This is a genomic window from Nitrospira sp. (assembly GCA_024998565.1).
Taxonomy (GTDB): Bacteria; Nitrospirota; Nitrospiria; order Nitrospirales; family Nitrospiraceae; genus Nitrospira_A.
On the sequence record JACOEM010000006.1, the window covers coordinates 146,952 to 163,092 of the forward strand.

A 16,141-nucleotide genomic window follows, 5' to 3' on the forward strand; every position below is an offset into this window, starting at 1 on the left:
CCCTCCGGATTCTGAGAGATCCTGATAGCTGGCGCGTTTTGCGCCAGTGCCGAGTCCGGGCCGGTTCTGGAATTCCCCAATCGACATCCCCCTCCGTTGTTGCGGTGTGCTGGTCCCTGAAAACCCTTGCCAAAGCGGGTATTTTGTTGTTGCGCCGGCATCCTTGCCTGGCACGTCCTCTGCTTTCTTCCAAGAGGGGTATCGAGGGATAGGCTGAATTCCTGAGCAATCAATAGAGCAGGGAGGAAACATCATCATGGCGGACCATCATGACAGCTGTTCGGGACTGGGGGTGTCGATCGCGTTTTTGAGCGGGGCGATGCTGGGTGCGATGGCGGCGATACTGTATGCGCCCAGTTCCGGCGAGGAAACCCGTCGGGCGATCAAAGGCTATGCGCGTCGGACGGAGGACGAGGTCTTGGAAAGGGCCAAAGAGATCCGAGCGGATCTTTCCCACACCGTTGATGAGGCCAAGCGGTATCTGAAGGAGACCGAGGCGACGATTGCCGCGGCTTTGGCGGCGGGAAAGGAAGCGTTCAAGAAAGAAAAGACGGATCGGGCCTGAAATGTATGCCGTGCGATTTCACGGGCGCGGGGGGCAGGGCGCCAAGACGGCGAGCCGGATTCTCGGCACGGCGGCGTTTCTGAGCGGGTACCAGGCTCAGGATTCCCCGATCTATGGAGCCGAGCGCCGCGGGGCGCCGGTCGCGGCATTCACGCGGTTCGGCCGGGAGCCGATCCGCGAACGAGGGGTCATTGCCCATCCCGATCTGGTGGTGGTGGCCGATGCATCGCTGCTGAAGGATCCTGCAGCTCGTGTGTCGGACGGCATCACCGACCAGACCATCCTGTTCGTCAATTCGCCGCTGCATGCAGAGCAGATTCGCACGCAGAGCGGGTTGCCCGGTCGCATCACGACGTTGGGGGTGACGGAGATTGCCCTGCAGCATTTCGGCCAGCGGGAGGCGATCAGCGCATTGCTCGGTGCCGTCGCCGCTCGGTTGTCCGACTTGCAACAGGAGCCGCTCCGGCAGGCCATTGCGCGGGAGTTGGGAGACCTCGGAGTAGCCCCGCTGATCATTGAGCGGAATCAAACCGTCGCGCTCACGTGTTATGAGTCGGTGCAGGTGATGGAGCGGGAGTCTGTGGCAGAGTCGGCGACTATCGCGACGACTTTCCACATACCGGTCTATGAATCGCCGAGCAGGGGGACGGCCAGGATCAGCGCCACCGGGAATTCCGTGCTGCGTGAAACCGGCGGGTGGCGGACGTTTAGGCCTGTGCTGGTCGCCGGCAAGTGTAACGGCTGCTGGCTTTGTTTCGTCTATTGCCCCGACGGGGTGATTTCGATGAACAAGGATGACCGGCCAATGATCGATTATGCCCATTGCAAAGGCTGTCAGATCTGCGTGCACGAGTGCCCCACGCATGCCCTCGTCGCGGAGCGGGAACAGGAAGGCGGAGTGGCATGGACAGCCAAATGATGACCGGCAACCTGGCGGCGGCCTGGGGAGCGAGGCTGGCCGACGTGGATTACATTCCTGCGTTTCCCATCACGCCGCAAACGGAAATTGTGGAAGCGCTGGCCAAATGGTGTGAAGGCGGTGAACTGGCGGCGCGGTTCGTCACGATGGACTCTGAGCATTCGATGATGACGGCGGCGGGCGCGGCAGAGGCCACGGGGGCACGGGTCTTCACCGCCACATCCAGCCAGGGATTGCTCTATGCCTTCGAAGTGCTCTACTCGATCTCGGGCTGGCGTGCCCCGCTCGTGCTGGTCAACGTATCGCGGGCACTGGCTGCGCCCATTACGTTGGAGTCGGATCATAACGATGTGTTGGCGGCGCGTGATTCCGGTTTTCTGCAGATCCATGCCGAGACCTGCCAGGAGGTGTTGGATTCGATTTTGATGGCCTATCGGATCGCAGAGGATGAGCGGGTGATGTTGCCGGTCATTGTGAATCTGGACGGCTTTTCGCTCTCGTTCACGCGTGAGCCTGTTAGCATCCCGGATGCGGAGCAAGTGCGGACGTTTCTGCCACCGTTCCGTCCCGCTCACCTCGGGTTCAGCGCGTCTGTGCCCCACTCGTTAGGGGTGGCGGTGATCGGCGGGACGCCCTATGCCTATTTCCGGCATCAAATGCATCTGGCCTCGATCAATGCCCTAGAGGTGCACGGTGAAGCCGCTGCGTCCTTCGAGCAGGTATTCGGTCGGCGCTACGATGTGGTCGAGGGATATCGGCTGGACGATGCGGAGGATGTGCTCGTGATGACGAATTCCTGTGCCGGTACAGGCAAGGCGGCGGTCGATGCTGCCAGGGCAGAGGGGAAACGGGTGGGCCTGTTGCGGCTCCGGATGATTCGGCCCTGGCCGGCGGATGCCATCCGTGATGCATTGCGAGGGCGTCGCGCTGTGGCTGTGTTGGATCAGAATCTCGCGCCGGGGCAGGGTGGCATTCTGTTTCAGGAGATTGCCGCTTCCCTGTACCATGAAGTGGAACGGCCGCGGGCACTCTGTTCCTTCATCGGAGGGCTCGGGGGCCAGAATTTGTCGGTGGAGGAGTTGCGCGCGATCTTCGAGCAAACAGCGAAAGCCGGAGTCAGCAGAAAAGGAATCGGTCCGGTTCTCCTCTACACTCAAGCCGAACATCGGGAGATGACTCAGCTCCAGATGGTAGCGGCAGGAAGCGTGAAACGTGAAACGTGAAGAAGAAATCCTGCTGACCGTTCGGACGCGGCGAGATACGAACCGCGAGATACGAGAGACGCCATGTGGCAACGAGAGACGTTTAAGAAGATCAAGCAGGTTCCAGGTGAGGAGCATGTGCTTCCGGGAAGCGCGCTCTGCGCAGGGTGCGGCGGGTTGGAGTCGTTGCGACTTGCGGCGAAGGTGCTCGGCGACGAGGTCGTGTATGTCAACGCGGCCGGTTGCTTCACCATGTTGGCGGCCTATCCCTATACGTCATTCAAGGGCTCATGGCTCTATACGACGATGGGCTCCGCGCCTGCCGGTGCGCAGGGCGTACGTGATGCGTTGGACGTATTGATCGCCAAGGGTCGGTTACCGAAGAGCGACAACCTGAAAGTCGTGGTGCTGGGGGGCGACGGTTCAACCTACGATATGGCGCTGTCGTCCACCTCGGGCGCGATGAATCGCGGACTCGATTTCTATTACATCTGTTACGACAACGAGGCGTACGGGAACACCGGCATGCAGCTGTCCCCGGCGACTCCTTATGGGGCGCGGACGGCGACGTCGCCCTGCAGCCTGCAGCATCCGAACGGGGCATCTCAAGAGAAGAAAGACATCTTTGAAATCTGGCGCGCGCACAAGCCGCCGTACATCGCGACCGTCGCGCCGCGCTATCCGCTCGATTTGGAGGAGAAATTCGCGCGGGCGGCTGCGTACACGGGACCGAAGATGTTTCTCGCCTTAGCGGCCTGTCCGACTGGCTGGCTCTACGATCCCGGGGAAACGCCGGAAGTCGCGAAGCTGGCGGTCGAGACCGGGCTCTGGCCGCTGAAGGAAGCCATCAATGGAGTGGTCACCCACACTTACATTCCGAAGCGCAGGCCGGTCGAGGCCTATCTCAAGTTGCAAGGGCGTTTTCGGCACCTCTTCGAACCGACCGTGCAGACGGAGGCGATTCAGCACATTCAAGGGCGCGTGGACGCCTATTGGCTACAGGTGAAGGGCTAACAAATTAATCCCCGAAGGAGAGCGCATCATGGAAATTAAAGTATTGCTGTGTAATTGCAAAGGCCTTTGTGATTCATTCAAAGATTCTGACATGAATAAGCTCCCTTTAAGGTCGAATCGGACCTGGACGTCAAGTACACCGTCCTCAGCCCGCAGTTATGTGGTCAGGGGGGGAACGCCATTTTGGAGGAGGCAATGAAGACGTCCAAGCCTGACGGTTACTTGCTCGTGGGCGCCTGCCCCCGAAGGCTCAGGAGAAGCTGTTCAAGAAACTCATTCGCGCGACCGGCTTCAATGAGAAGCATTTCGTTCCAGTCGATATCCGGGGCACGGACAACGCGGGAATTTTGGAGCGGTTGCGCGAATCTGTGGAAGGGATTTTCAAGGAGGAGAAACCCACACCCAATCCTACGACATAAGGAACGTGACCTGTGTTGCGGAATCGGTCGCTCAGCCGCCCTGCCTGCCTATCCGCGGGATGTGAACGTGTGCGCTTCGTATCTGTACCCCGGTTGATCCCACGCATCGTCTTCTCCCCGCGTGTTCGACGCCTGTAAAGTCCCTCTTGATATATCAAGAAATCTTGTTATGATGTTGAAGCCTGGCCACAGGGCTTCGTGCCGAGGTTGTGCTGGGTTTGGCGCCGATGGTTCACTATTCGATGATGGCAAGAGGGAATGCGTGATGAACAGCGAGGAGATCAAGGAGTGTGTGAAGGCAGAGTACGGGCAAGCGGCGCGGCAAGCGAAGCGCGGCGGGAGTTCCTGTTGTGGATCGCTTCCCGAGCGGGTCGACTTCATCACCTCGAATCTTTACGGGGAGAACGAAAGGGAATCGCTCCCGACGGAGGCGGTGCTGGCTTCGCTCGGGTGCGGGAATCCGACGGCATTGACTCAGATAAATCCCGGCGAGACGGTTCTCGATCTCGGCTCAGGCGGTGGGATCGATGTCCTGCTTTCCGCTCGTCGGGTCGGACCGGCTGGCAAGGTGTATGGACTCGATATGACCGACGAGATGCTCACGTTAGCGCGGGAGAATCAGCAGAAAGCCGGAGTCCGGAATGTGGAGTTTCTCAAGGGCGAGATCGAGGACATTCCATTGGGAGATCAGGTGGTCGATGTGATCATCTCCAACTGTGTCATCAACCTTTCCTCCGACAAAGATCGCGTGCTGGCCGAGGCGTTCCGGGTCTTGAGGCCGGGCGGTCGGCTCGCCGTTTCCGATGTCGTCGTGCGCGGCGACGTCCCGGCGGAGATTCGCCACAGCGTCGAACTGTGGATGGGCTGTGTCGCGGGTGCCTTAGAAGAGTCCGCTTACCGGGACAAGCTCGCGAAAGCGGGGTTTTGCGACATTGAGATTGTCCCCACTCGCATCTATCGCGCCGAGGATGCGAAAGACTTCTTGGCCGGTGCAGGGCTCGATGTGGAGACGCTCGGGCCGCAGATGGATGGCAAGTTCATGAGTGCCTTCATCCGCGCAACGAAGCCAGGGGAATCTGCGCAGAGGGCTCTCTAGCGGCTCCCCGGTGACCGTGCGAGGCTTGGCTGTTTCCCGCAGGAGATGCGATTGTGAATATTCTCTTTCTCTGTACCGGCAACTCCTGCCGCTCTGTGTTGGCCGAGGCCACGTTCAACGCTCTGGCAGGCCCTGAATGGCGCGCGATGAGTGCGGGGAGTCAACCGACCGGTACGGTCCATCCACGGTCCCTGGCGCTCCTGCGGCGTGAAGGCATTTCGACGGAGGGCTTATACAGTAAATCGTGGACTGACCTTCCGGCCATTCCGGATATCGTCATCACGGTGTGCGGCAACGCAGCGGGTGAAACCTGCCCGGCCTACCTTGGCCAGGTGTTGCGTGCCCATTGGGGTGTGGAAGATCCGGCCAAAGCGATCGGAAGCGACGCCGAAATTGAGGCGAAGTTTGAGCAGGCGTATCGCATCTTGCGCACCCGCATCGAAGCATTCTTGAAATTGCCGCTCGACCGGCTCCGGACGGATCGGGAGCAGTTCACGGTTGAACTCGACCGCATTGCACAGCTCCCGTAACAGGGATTGGTGTTCATTCTTCTTTCACGATTTCATGGAGGTTCAACATGACGACGATTGAGGTGTACGATGGAGCCATGTGCTGCAGTACGGGTGTGTGCGGAGTCGATGTGGATCAGGCGTTGGTAACCTTTGCGGCCGATGTTGAGTGGGTGAAGCAGCAGGGTGTCATGATCGAACGCTTTAACCTGGGACAACAACCGTTGCAGTTCGCGAACAATCCCAGGGTCAAAAGCTTTTTAGAGCGCTCGGGTGAGGGTTCACTCCCGCTGATACTCGTGGACGGTGAAGTGGCCCTGGCCGGGCGGTATCCCAGCCGGGCTGAGCTGACCCGTTGGGCTCGTTTAGTCGCTGTCCCCACGGTGAGCCAGGTAGAAGGCAGCTGCTGTAGTGGCAACTCCTGTTGCTGAGGTCATCCTGGTAAAGACGTACATCATGCGGTTTCTAGACCATGCCCCCACCTTCCTGTTTTTCACCGGCAAGGGTGGCGTGGGGAAAACATCGCTTTCCTGCGCCACGGCCATTCGTCTGGCTCAACAAGGGAAGAACGTCCTCCTGGTCAGTACTGATCCGGCCTCTAACGTTGGGCAGGTGTTCAGTCAGACCATCGGCAACAGCATCACCGCGATTGCCAACGTCGCCGGCCTCTCCGCTCTGGAAATCGATCCGCAACTGGCGGCACAGCAGTATCGCGAACGTATCGTCGGCCCGGTTCGTGGACAGTTACCGGACTCCGTGGTCAGGAGCATTGAGGAGCAGCTTTCCGGAGCCTGCACCACGGAGATTGCCGCCTTCGACGAATTTACTGCGCTGTTGACCGATGAGGCGCTGATCAGCTCATACGACCATATTATCTTCGACACGGCACCGACTGGCCATACCATCCGACTGCTGCAACTGCCTGGCGCCTGGAGCGGCTTTATCGAAACCAACCCGGGGGGCGCTTCCTGTCTCGGTCCCTTGTCAGGACTGGAAAAGCAGCGGCAGCGCTACGCGGACGCAGTCACGGCGCTGTCCGATCCCGACCGTACCCGGTTGATCCTCGTGGCTCGCGCACAGAAGGGCACGTTGGACGAGGTGGCCCGCACGCATCAGGAATTAGCCGCCATCGGCCTGGCCAGGCAGCATCTCGTCATCAATGGAGTCTTGCCGGAACGCGAAGCGGCGCAGGACGCACTGGCCTCCGCCATCCGTCGCCATGAGCAAGAGGCGCTCGCCGCAATGCCTGCCGCCCTGCAAGCACTGCCGACCGATTATCTCCCGCTCAAGGCCGCCAATCTCGTCGGAGTCGAGGCGCTGAGCAGCCTCTTCTCTGATCGAAACGAAGCCATTCCGGTGACCACTGGTCCGGCCAATCAATCCTTTGATCTGACGCGGTTATCGACCCTGGTCGATGAGATCGCGAAAACCGGCCACGGCCTCGTCCTGATGATGGGCAAAGGCGGGGTCGGCAAAACCACACTTGCCGCGGCGGTGGCGGTAGCACTGGCCCAACGCGGACTGCCCGTCCATTTGACCACGTCCGATCCCGCCGCCCACTTGGCCGACACGTTGTCCGGATCCTTGGACAACCTGGAAGTCAGCCGAATCGACCCGCACGCGGAGATCATGCGTTATCGGCAACATGTCCTCGATACCAAGGGCAAGGATCTCGATGACCAGGGCCGTGCCATGCTGGAAGAGGATCTGCGCTCGCCCTGCACCGAAGAAATCGCGGTGTTTCAGGCGTTCTCCCGAATCATTCGCGAGGCCGGCAAGAAATTCGTCGTCATGGACACGGCGCCGACCGGGCACACGCTGCTGTTGCTTGATGCCACTGGGGCCTATCACCGCGAGGCCACCCGTCATATCGATCCACTTCTGCATCACACCACGCCGATGATGCGGTTACAGGACCCTGAACGGACGAAGGTCATGATTGTGACCTTGGCGGAAACCACGCCGGTTTTGGAGGCCGCAGGGCTGCAAGACGAGCTGCGCCGAGCCGGTATTGAACCCTGGGCCTGGCTCATCAACAACAGCCTGTCCGCAGCGCTTACCTCGTCGCCCCTGCTGAAGCAGCGAGCCGCGTTCGAGCTCGCCCAGATTGAGGCGGTGCGGACCAGGTACGCCGCCCGCGTCGCGCTGGTGCCGATGCAAACCGAAGAGCCGATCGGCATCGAACGGCTGCTCCGGCTCGTCAAACCGCAGCCTGCGCCGGACTATACCGGCGCAACTCACGACTCATAGACGCTCTCCCCTCAGAATCCACTCTCGCTGAAGCTCGAAGCGGCGCTGACTTGTGTCTCCGGTGCCGGGCATCCGGCTGTGGCGTCTCGCAACAGCGAAGGTTCCGAAAGTGGGTCATTCCTCCTCGCCTCACCGGATGTCATGGTAGATTGGCGGTCTCTTATTTCCGTTTCTTTTCACGCTCTTGGAGGAGGCGTCCCCCGGTCATTCCTCCCTGACCCCTTGGCATCATACCTGTAATATGAGAGAGCGTGGAGGAGGGTCGCTCGGATGTACGGGACGGCAGGAGCGTCTAGTGCGTGAACGAACAGGAGGTAGCGTGGGAAGCAAGCACTGTCCTCAATAGGTTGAGCCGAAGGGCGGTGTGCCGCCAGCGGAATAGCACATGAGGTCTGTATGATGTTTCGATACCTATCTGTTCACGAGATCCGGACAGGATGGAATCAAGCTGGTTGTCGCTTCCCATCGACGAATAGGACCATGCGAATGTGGCTGAATGGAGGCGCCTGGATCTTGACCCTGGCGGCGATCATACCGATCGGAGGCTGTGTGGACCATGGTGTCGGATCGCAGAGGCGTGATCCTCCTCCCGTTCACCTCCCGGATGTGCGCACGCCGGTCCGACTCGATGCCGAGGCCCGACAGGAACATCGCGCCGTCATGCTGCAACATTTGGAGACGGTTCAAGCCATCGTTGCCGCGTTGGTCGACGAGGACTACCGGCTCGCTCAAGGCTTGACCGAAACGCACTTGGGCTTTTTCATGCACCGGCACGCGATGGCTCGCCAGCAGCCGGAGAACTTTCCCCCGGCCTATCATGACCTGGCGATGGCGCATCATGCCGCCGCGGAGAAGTTGGCCGATGCGATGCCGTCGCGGGATCTAAAGCAGATCCTGCCCGAGTTCAACAAGGTGTTGAAAGCCTGCGTTGCCTGTCACCTGGAGTACAAACTGCGTAGTTCATAACCAAGGAGAGCCGCATGTCCGACGGAAAGATCAGCGTCACGTTCGAGCAGGATCACGACCGACTCGATGCCCTGTTCACCACGTTTCAGGAGCAGAAGCGAAAGGATTTCGCCAAGGCCAAAGAGGCGTTCGCCGCCTTCAAGTTCGGTCTGCAACGCCACATCGTCTGGGAGGAAGACGTGCTGTTTCCCAAATGGGAGGAGAACTCCGGTATGGCGGAAGGCGGTCCGACGCAGGTCATGCGAACCGAGCATCGGATGATCGGCGATTGCCTGGAAGCGATTCACCAGAAGGTCCAGGCGCAGGATCCGGAGAGCGATCGGGACGAGCAGCGGTTGTTGGATATTCTGAAATCGCACAACATGAAGGAGGAACGGATTCTCTATCCGTCGATCGATCAGGTGATCAGCGATCAAGAACGGGCAGAGCTGTATCAAGCGATGAAAGACATCCCTGAAGAGCGATACCGGACCTGTTGCGGGAGCGGGCACTCATGAGCCGCCCGGGCCTGGGTGCTGCGTTGTGCCTCCTGGGATTGCTGATCGTTGCCACTGTGCCGCGATGGACCTATGCGGTGCCGTACAATGGTGTGATTGCGTCGGAGGCGGAAGGGTCGTCGATTGAGTGGACGATAGCTGACGCCGGTGGCATGGTGGCCAATCCGCACAGCGATTTGATCTTTCGGGCGACGGGCGCCACCACCTGCCTGGATTGTCACCGAGCAGGCAAAGAGGGGGCGGTGAGTCCGCACGTGCAGGATAATGCCTTGGTCCAAGAACTCAAAGCCAAGGCCAAGGGGGTTCATGGCCCCGGGCGATTCGCAGACTGTCTGCGGTGCCATGCCGGCGGCAATAAAGGCGTGGAAAAGTACCGGAAGTAAGTGAGGGAGCGAATGGCGTATGGCCGATGATGGCTTGCGTTGAGTTACTTACTATAAGCCATACGCTATCAGCTCTCCTCTTGTTCTGAGCGAGCGAGGTATGACGTCTGTGCGGCTGCGTGTCCTTGTCGTGACTGTCGTCGTGGTCGTGGCGGTGTCGAGCGCCCTGATGTTCGAGGCCCTGCTCAGTCTCGGGGAGACCACCCCCTTCGGGCATACGCGGTATGGCCATGCAGCCGGCTGGGTCGGCCTCGCCGTGACCCTGCTGGTATTTGTGTATCCGTTGCGCAAGCGAATCAGCCCGGCCCGCCGCTGGCCGCGAGGCTGGTTTCGAGTTCATATGGTGGCGGGGGTGGTGGGCCCGTTGCTGATTTTTCTGCACTCCGGCGCACATTATCACGCGTTGGTGCCGATTCTCGCGATGCTGTCCATGGTGATCGTGGTCGTCAGCGGGATCGTCGGGCAGGCGGTACATGCATTCAGCCTGAGAGCGCTCAACGATCAACGCCGCCGACTCCAGCACGAAGGATTATCCGACAGCGATATAGACGCGCAGTTGCATGGCATGGCGTCCCAAGAGGAAGCGTTCCGCATGTGGCAAGCGATCCACGCGCCGATGACGTTGATGTTTCTCGTGTTCACGCTGTTGCATGTGGCGGGGGCGTTGTTCTTCGCAGGAATCTCGTGACGGATGCGATACCATCCGCTGCCAAGAACTGCGGTGCCGGTGGTGGCTCTCACGACGCTTGTGCTCCTCGTCTGGATCGGCTGGGGATCGGTGAGAAGTCCCGCCTCATTCTGGGCGCCGGGAGATCTGAGTCGGTACCACGTCGATCAGGCCGGGTGCCTCCACTGCCACGAACCATTCCGCGGGCCCAATCCGGCCCGCTGTGTGAGTTGCCATTCGGATCGGTATTTCGCGGATCGAGCGACGCCTGCCGTGACGACCTGGCATCGTGACCTGGTGGCGCAACGGACGGCCTGCACGGCCTGCCACACGGAACATCGCGGGGCGCTTGCTCAAATTACCGAGCGCACGAGGACCAACCCTCACGGGGAATTTGTCTTCCGTGCAACCGGCACCGGTTCCTGCACGGCCTGTCACGAGTTCGGCGCGAGGGTTGCGACCAGGCCGACGCTGAGAGATGAGCCGATCGTGCGGCAGTTGTATGAACACGGGCGTGGCGCGCATCAGCCTGGTCGTATCGCCGAGTGCTTGGCTTGTCATGGCAGGGGAGCATCCTGAAGGGAGTATGATGGAGTGGCGATGCGATTGAATCTCGAACAAGCCTTTCCCACCGAACAAGCCCTGCGCGATATGATCGTGACGCGCAGAGTCTGTTTCGATCACGACCCGTTCTATGTGAAGACCGGTGCCGGTCATGTGGTCCAGATCGGATTCCAACTGAATCTCTATGCGGCGTTTCGCGATCCGACCCAGTTGCCGCTCAATGATGATGCCGAGCATCGTGAAATTCTTATCGACCTGCAACGGCTTTGCCGGGTGTTCTTTCAGACGCTGGATCTTCTGAAGCCCTGCGAGCATCCGCAGCCTCCCGCGCATCGCATCGTCTTCTCCCCGGAGCGAAACAATCGCGCGGAGGTCTGCCTCCAGATCCCGATCTTCGATCTGGCGCATTATGCCGACCGCTCGGCTCGCCAGGTGCAGGATCTTCTTGCGACGGCGGAATGCCTGCTGACCCATGTCGGAGCAAGACGGCGGGTGTGGGATGAAGAGGGGCGCAAACCGGAATCTTCCACCACTGGTTGTGAAGGCCGTGCGGCTGCAGAAGGAGGCTAGGTTTGCGCACGCGTGCAAAGCCGGATTGAGGTGGAATCTCTTCCCAAATCGCCATATGGTCATATGGCAGGAAATATTGCCTTATGGTAGTCTCTGCGGAAGGCAATGGCTAAGACACGTTTTGAGTGGGATCAGGCCAAAGACGCGACGAACCAGGAAAAGCATGGGGTGTCATTTCAGTTAGCTCAATATGCTTTTGCTGACTCACGACGTGTCATCGCCAAAGATGTCACCCATAGCAGGTCAGAGGACCGCTTCTACTGCTTCGGGGAGGTCGAGGGCGGCATTATGACCGTCCGGTTTACCTATCGAGCTTCGGTTATTCGAATCATCGGCGCCGGCTATTGGCGAAAGGGAAAGGCAGTCTATGAGCACGAAAATAAGATATCGCGATGAGCCCATGGGCGAGATTCGTGTCGTTCCAGACTTTCTCCCTTCTCCCGCCGAATTAGCGTTTCGCGATGAGGGGGTTAAAGTGACGTTGGCCCTGAGCAGGAAGAGCGTGGACTTCTTCAAGGCTGAGGCATCCCGGCATCACACCCAATACCAGCGCATGATTCGCCGCTTGCTCGATGCCTATGTCGAGAGGCAGCCTCAGGACCGTCCCTCAGGTTCACCGCGGGCCGCACGCGGACGAGCGGCTCGCAAGCGCACTGCTGCGTAACTCACGAATCACAACGGGCGATCGCCCAAGATCATTCGTTGAGCAACTTCAACCCTAGAATGAGAGAGCCTCATCTAGAGGCAAGCGGAAGACCTCGTAGGTCTACCTCTGCAATGACGTGGTGTGATGTGTTCAACGAAGTACAACAGCCAGGGGTGGGAAACCGCCATGTTGTCATTTTAGGTGCCGGTTGCAGCAGAGCTGCTTTACCTGATGGGGATGCTAATGGTCTGTGCTTGCCGTTGATGCAAGATTTTGTTCAAACGGTTACCCCCTTGAGAGATCTGCTTGAGAAAAACGGGATCAGCTTTGAAAAACTGAACTTTGAAGAAATCTATTCGGATTTGGCCGAAACTGATTCTCGTGAAGTTCTTGACGCCGCCAAGACTATTATTTATGACTATTTTTCGTCCTTGGTTCTTCCTGCCCAACCTACCCTGTATGATCATCTACTGGTTAGCCTAAGAAAAAATGATGTGGTAGCCACCTTCAATTGGGATCCTTTCTTGATCCAGGCGGTTAACCGAAACCCAATCTTATATACATCCGGACCTCAGTTAATTTTTCTGCATGGGAATGTCATGGCTGGTTTCTGTGCTAAGCATTCGAATCAGGGGCCGGTAGGAAACTCCTGTCTTGTATGCGGTGATGCTCTCAAGAAATCAAAACTACTCTATCCGATTAGGAGGAAGAACTATGACGACGACCCTCTGATAGCAGCCTCCTGGAAACAGTTACGCTCAGACTTAGCAGAATCTTTTATGATCACAATATTTGGCTATGGTGCTCCAGCTTCGGATTTTGCAGCAGTCGAATTGTTGAAGGAAGGCTTAGGAGCGCATCGAGAACTTAATACTATCGAGATTATAGATACGAAGCCTCGCGAGCAGCTCTACGACACATGGGAGCCTTTTATCCAGGTTCATAACCATCACTATAAGATTCATGCGAACTTCGAACAATCGTGGATTGCCAGACATCCAGGAAGAACTAGGGAGGCCTATATCAGACAGTATCTCAATGGAGAGTGGCTTTCAGACGAGAGAATCCCTGCTGGCGCAGGGTTTAGTGACCTTCAGAGGTGGGCATCAAGACTTATTGAAAGTGAATGACCGGGCATTTATCTCTTCCCCGCTACCCTGATCCTCGCATCCACGATGCGACAACCCTGGCCGGGCGGCAGGATGAAGATGGGATTCAAATCGAGTTCCACGATCTCCGGCACCTCTTCGACCAGCCGTGACAACCTGAGCAAGAGCTCTTGAACCGCATCGACATCGCCCGGTGGATGGCCGCGATAGCCTTGCAGTAGACGATACCCCTTGATGCTGCGGATCAGATCGGCGGCGTCCAGTTCCGTCAACGGCGTGATGCGGAAGCGCACGTCCCCCAGAATTTCGACGTGAATCCCGCCCAGCCCGAATCCGATCAGGGGACCGAACGAGGGATCCTGGACCATGCCCGCCATCACCTCGATGCCGCCGGTCACCATCGGTTGGATCAGGACCCCTTCCATGGCGTCAAGGCTCTGATCCTGCGCGAGTCGTGCGGCGATCTGTTCAAACGCGCGGCGAACCTCAGTCTTCGTGTTGAGGTTCAAATGTACACCGCCGATCTCCGTTTTATGGACGAGGGTATGGGAGGCCAGTTTGACGGCGACCGGAAATCCGATCTGCTCGGCAAGCAGGGCAGCCTCCTCAGCGCCGGTCGCGACGCCGCCAGGCGGCAGTGATATGGACATTGCGCTCAACAGGGCCCGCGTTTCGGCAGTCGTCAGCCAGCCCTCTCCGCGTGCGGCCAGGGCGTCATGACAGATGCGGCTCACGGTCGGGAGGTCCAGATCATCGAAATCCGGCACCATGCCGGCGGGGCGTTCTCGCCACTGCACATAGCCGGAGATTTTTCCCAGGGCGCGCGCGGGGAGTTCCGGCAGTGCAAAGGTGGGGATGGTGTCACCCGTGAAGGAGAATCTCCGCTCGCGATCCGTTTCCACCATCCACCCGATGTAGATCGGCTTCTTGATGGATGCCGTGGCTCGCGCGTCGAGGATGCCCTTCTTGATGCCTTCGGCAATCGGGTCCACGTCGGTGGCCGTGACGGCAATGTAGAGAATGATGAGGGCATCGATATCGTCGGATTTCAAGAGCGCGGCTATGGCCTGGGCGTATTGTTCGGGATCGGCCGAGGCGATCAGGTCCACCGGGTTGCGCAAGGCCGCAGCCGGCGGCAGAAACGAGGCCAGGTGAGTCATGGTCGCTTGCGACAATTCAGGAACATCCAGGCCGCTCGCCTCGCAGGCATCGGCGCAGAGGATGGCCGGTCCGCCGGCGTTCGTGATGATCCCGACGCGGTTGCCCTTCGGCAGCGGCTGATCCGAGAGGCCTGCCGCCAATGCGAACATGTCTTCGAGGGTCTCGGCGCGCAGGATCCCGGTCTGCTGAAACAGGGCCTCCACCGCGACATCATTGGCGGCCAGCGCGGCTGTGTGGGATCCCGCGGCGCGTTTGCCCGAAGAGGTACGGCCTGCTTTCAGGACGACGATCGGTTTGTTGCGGCTGACCCGGCGGGCGATCTGCGCAAACCGTCTCGGATTGCCGAACGATTCCACATACAGCAGGATGACGTTCGTCGCGGGATCGTTCTCCCAGTATTGCAGCAGGTCGTTGACCGACACATCCGCCTTGTTGCCGACGCTGACGAAGGTGGAAAGACCGAGCTGCAATCGTTCGGATGCGGCGAGCAGGGCCAACCCCAGGGCGCCGCTTTGTGACGACATGGCAATGGAGCCGGTGAGGGGAAACGTGGAGGTGAACGTGGCATTGAGCCGCACGGCCGGATCGGTGTTCAAGATCCCGAAGCAATTGGGGCCGACCATGCGCAGGCCCTGTTGCCGAACCTTTGCGAGAAGCTGGTCTTGCAGACGGCGTCCCTCTGCTCCGACTTCGGCGAATCCCGCGGTGATGACCACCAGCGCACGGACACCGGTCGCCGCACAGTCGTCTACGACAGAGAGGACGGCGTCTTTGGGGACGGCGATGACGGCCAGATCGACCGGCTCCGGCAATGCCCGGAGCGACGGATAGGTCTGCATGCCGGCGATGGTGGCGGCATGCGGGTTGATTGCGTAACAGCGGCCACAAAAGCCATTGCTGCTCAGCGCATCGAGCAACCGGTAGCCGATACTCTGGGGAGCGCGCGAGGCGCCGATCACGGCGACGGCCTGAGGATGGAAGAGCGGCCGGAGCGAAGCCGTGGTGGCGACCCGTTCACGCCACTCGGATTGACGTACGCTATGGTCGGTCGGTGTCAGCGAGAGCTCGACCTCCATGTCGCCGCCTTCGACATGTTCTTCCATGGGAAGTCCGGAGGAGGCGAACACCTCGCGCATGGCCACATTGTCTGCGTGGGTGATGGCCCAGAGCCTCGTGAAGCCATGGCGGATCGCCAGCAGCGCCAGTCGCTCCAGGAGCAGCGTGCCCAAGCCATGCCCATGGAGCCGGTCGTCCACGGCCATGGCCACTTCTGCCTGGTGCGAGTCCCGCGCATGATACGAACCGGATGCGATGACACGGAGGGCGCCGTCCTGCCGGCGAAGGGCAATCACGGTGAGGCTACGCCGCGGGTCGGATGGGTCGCAGAGTTTGCGGATTACCTCGGCGGGTGGCGCAGTTTCGGAGAAAAACCGGTGGCGTCTGGCTTCCGGCGACAGGCGTTCGACGAAGTGCTGCAATTCATCCGCGTCGGATGGCTGCGCAATACGCAGAAGCGCCGTCGTGCCGTCGCTCAAGACGACATGACCGGCGTCAGGACCCTCGTCACGGGAGGGCGGCATGTGGAGTGGGCGGATACGTTGCAT

Annotated in this window: 17 protein-coding genes and 1 pseudogene; 17 read left to right on the plus strand and 1 reads right to left on the minus strand. The window is 59.6% G+C overall.

Features of this window, described 5'->3' with window-relative positions:
- Positions 1–256 precede the first annotated feature (256 nt).
- The 17 genes and pseudogenes from H8K11_11530 (at position 257) to H8K11_11610 (ending at position 13,397) form a co-directional block, all read left to right on the plus strand.
- The gene (locus H8K11_11530; GenBank protein MCS6264377.1) at positions 257–565 is read left to right on the plus strand and encodes a YtxH domain-containing protein; all 309 of its coding nucleotides are present in this window, start codon (positions 257–259) and stop codon (positions 563–565) included.
- Position 566: 1 nt separating this feature from the next.
- Complete coding sequence (locus H8K11_11535) at positions 567–1,484, plus strand: 2-oxoacid:acceptor oxidoreductase family protein (GenBank protein MCS6264378.1); 918 nt, start codon at positions 567–569, stop codon at positions 1,482–1,484.
- The gene (locus H8K11_11540; GenBank protein MCS6264379.1) at positions 1,469–2,707 is read left to right on the plus strand and encodes a pyruvate synthase; all 1,239 of its coding nucleotides are present in this window, start codon (positions 1,469–1,471) and stop codon (positions 2,705–2,707) included. Before H8K11_11535 ends, H8K11_11540 begins: the two co-directional genes overlap by 16 nt.
- A gap of 63 nt (positions 2,708–2,770) precedes the next feature.
- On the plus strand, positions 2,771–3,700 hold the full coding sequence (locus H8K11_11545; GenBank protein ID MCS6264380.1) for a pyruvate synthase: 930 nt from the start codon (positions 2,771–2,773) through the stop codon (positions 3,698–3,700).
- A gap of 684 nt (positions 3,701–4,384) precedes the next feature.
- Positions 4,385–5,215: an arsenite methyltransferase gene (locus tag H8K11_11550; protein MCS6264381.1), complete on the plus strand. Its 831-nt coding sequence runs from the start codon at positions 4,385–4,387 to the stop codon at positions 5,213–5,215.
- Between the two features lie 53 nt (positions 5,216–5,268).
- Positions 5,269–5,745 carry an arsenate reductase ArsC gene (locus H8K11_11555; GenBank protein MCS6264382.1) on the plus strand — a complete coding sequence of 159 codons (477 nt, stop codon included), beginning with the start codon at positions 5,269–5,271 and terminating at the stop codon, positions 5,743–5,745.
- Positions 5,746–5,792: 47 nt separating this feature from the next.
- Positions 5,793–6,155 carry an arsenite efflux transporter metallochaperone ArsD gene (gene arsD / locus H8K11_11560; GenBank protein ID MCS6264383.1) on the plus strand — a complete coding sequence of 121 codons (363 nt, stop codon included), beginning with the start codon at positions 5,793–5,795 and terminating at the stop codon, positions 6,153–6,155.
- A 25-nt stretch (positions 6,156–6,180) separates the two neighbouring features.
- A complete protein-coding gene (gene arsA, locus H8K11_11565; GenBank protein ID MCS6264384.1) occupies positions 6,181–7,974 on the plus strand; it encodes an arsenical pump-driving ATPase in 1,794 nt (597 codons plus the stop codon).
- Between the two features lie 480 nt (positions 7,975–8,454).
- Positions 8,455–8,940 (plus strand): cytochrome c, encoded by a 486-nt coding sequence (locus tag H8K11_11570; protein MCS6264385.1) that lies wholly within the window; start codon positions 8,455–8,457, stop codon positions 8,938–8,940.
- A gap of 14 nt (positions 8,941–8,954) precedes the next feature.
- On the plus strand, positions 8,955–9,437 hold the full coding sequence (locus tag H8K11_11575) for a hemerythrin domain-containing protein (protein MCS6264386.1): 483 nt from the start codon (positions 8,955–8,957) through the stop codon (positions 9,435–9,437).
- Positions 9,434–9,820 carry a hypothetical protein gene (locus H8K11_11580; GenBank protein ID MCS6264387.1) on the plus strand — a complete coding sequence of 129 codons (387 nt, stop codon included), beginning with the start codon at positions 9,434–9,436 and terminating at the stop codon, positions 9,818–9,820. The genes H8K11_11575 and H8K11_11580 overlap by 4 nt, the downstream gene beginning before the upstream one ends.
- A gap of 100 nt (positions 9,821–9,920) precedes the next feature.
- Positions 9,921–10,508, plus strand: a complete 588-nt coding sequence (locus H8K11_11585) for a hypothetical protein (protein ID MCS6264388.1) — start codon at positions 9,921–9,923, stop codon at positions 10,506–10,508.
- A gap of 3 nt (positions 10,509–10,511) precedes the next feature.
- Positions 10,512–11,066, plus strand: coding sequence for a hypothetical protein (locus H8K11_11590; protein MCS6264389.1), 555 nt, complete (start codon positions 10,512–10,514; stop codon positions 11,064–11,066).
- Between the two features lie 21 nt (positions 11,067–11,087).
- On the plus strand, positions 11,088–11,621 hold the full coding sequence (locus tag H8K11_11595; protein ID MCS6264390.1) for a hypothetical protein: 534 nt from the start codon (positions 11,088–11,090) through the stop codon (positions 11,619–11,621).
- 105 nt (positions 11,622–11,726) lie between these two features.
- The gene (locus tag H8K11_11600; protein ID MCS6264391.1) at positions 11,727–12,017 is read left to right on the plus strand and encodes a BrnT family toxin; all 291 of its coding nucleotides are present in this window, start codon (positions 11,727–11,729) and stop codon (positions 12,015–12,017) included.
- Positions 11,989–12,210: pseudogene (locus tag H8K11_11605) on the plus strand (CopG family transcriptional regulator). The gene H8K11_11600 and the pseudogene H8K11_11605 overlap by 29 nt, the downstream one beginning before the upstream one ends.
- A gap of 203 nt (positions 12,211–12,413) precedes the next feature.
- Positions 12,414–13,397 (plus strand): hypothetical protein, encoded by a 984-nt coding sequence (locus H8K11_11610; protein ID MCS6264392.1) that lies wholly within the window; start codon positions 12,414–12,416, stop codon positions 13,395–13,397.
- Positions 13,398–13,405: 8 nt separating this feature from the next.
- On the opposite strand, the gene H8K11_11615 is transcribed toward H8K11_11610, so the two are convergent.
- Positions 13,406–16,141: a GNAT family N-acetyltransferase gene (locus tag H8K11_11615; protein MCS6264393.1), complete on the minus strand. Its 2,736-nt coding sequence runs from the start codon at positions 16,139–16,141 to the stop codon at positions 13,406–13,408.

Coding starts and splice junctions, on each gene's coding strand:
- H8K11_11545 (MCS6264380.1), top strand. CDS start 2,771: ATGTGGCAACGAGAGACGTTTAAGAAGATCAAGCAGGTTCCAGGTGAG.
- H8K11_11615 (MCS6264393.1), bottom strand. CDS start 16,141: ATGCAACGTATCCGCCCACTCCACATGCCGCCCTCCCGTGACGAGGGT.
- H8K11_11550 (MCS6264381.1), top strand. CDS start 4,385: ATGAACAGCGAGGAGATCAAGGAGTGTGTGAAGGCAGAGTACGGGCAA.
- H8K11_11570 (MCS6264385.1), top strand. CDS start 8,455: ATGCGAATGTGGCTGAATGGAGGCGCCTGGATCTTGACCCTGGCGGCG.
- H8K11_11600 (MCS6264391.1), top strand. CDS start 11,727: ATGGCTAAGACACGTTTTGAGTGGGATCAGGCCAAAGACGCGACGAAC.
- H8K11_11540 (MCS6264379.1), top strand. CDS start 1,469: ATGGACAGCCAAATGATGACCGGCAACCTGGCGGCGGCCTGGGGAGCG.
- H8K11_11530 (MCS6264377.1), top strand. CDS start 257: ATGGCGGACCATCATGACAGCTGTTCGGGACTGGGGGTGTCGATCGCG.
- H8K11_11585 (MCS6264388.1), top strand. CDS start 9,921: ATGACGTCTGTGCGGCTGCGTGTCCTTGTCGTGACTGTCGTCGTGGTC.
- arsD (MCS6264383.1), top strand. CDS start 5,793: ATGACGACGATTGAGGTGTACGATGGAGCCATGTGCTGCAGTACGGGT.
- H8K11_11535 (MCS6264378.1), top strand. CDS start 567: ATGTATGCCGTGCGATTTCACGGGCGCGGGGGGCAGGGCGCCAAGACG.
- H8K11_11595 (MCS6264390.1), top strand. CDS start 11,088: ATGCGATTGAATCTCGAACAAGCCTTTCCCACCGAACAAGCCCTGCGC.
- H8K11_11575 (MCS6264386.1), top strand. CDS start 8,955: ATGTCCGACGGAAAGATCAGCGTCACGTTCGAGCAGGATCACGACCGA.
- H8K11_11580 (MCS6264387.1), top strand. CDS start 9,434: ATGAGCCGCCCGGGCCTGGGTGCTGCGTTGTGCCTCCTGGGATTGCTG.
- arsA (MCS6264384.1), top strand. CDS start 6,181: ATGCGGTTTCTAGACCATGCCCCCACCTTCCTGTTTTTCACCGGCAAG.
- H8K11_11590 (MCS6264389.1), top strand. CDS start 10,512: ATGCGATACCATCCGCTGCCAAGAACTGCGGTGCCGGTGGTGGCTCTC.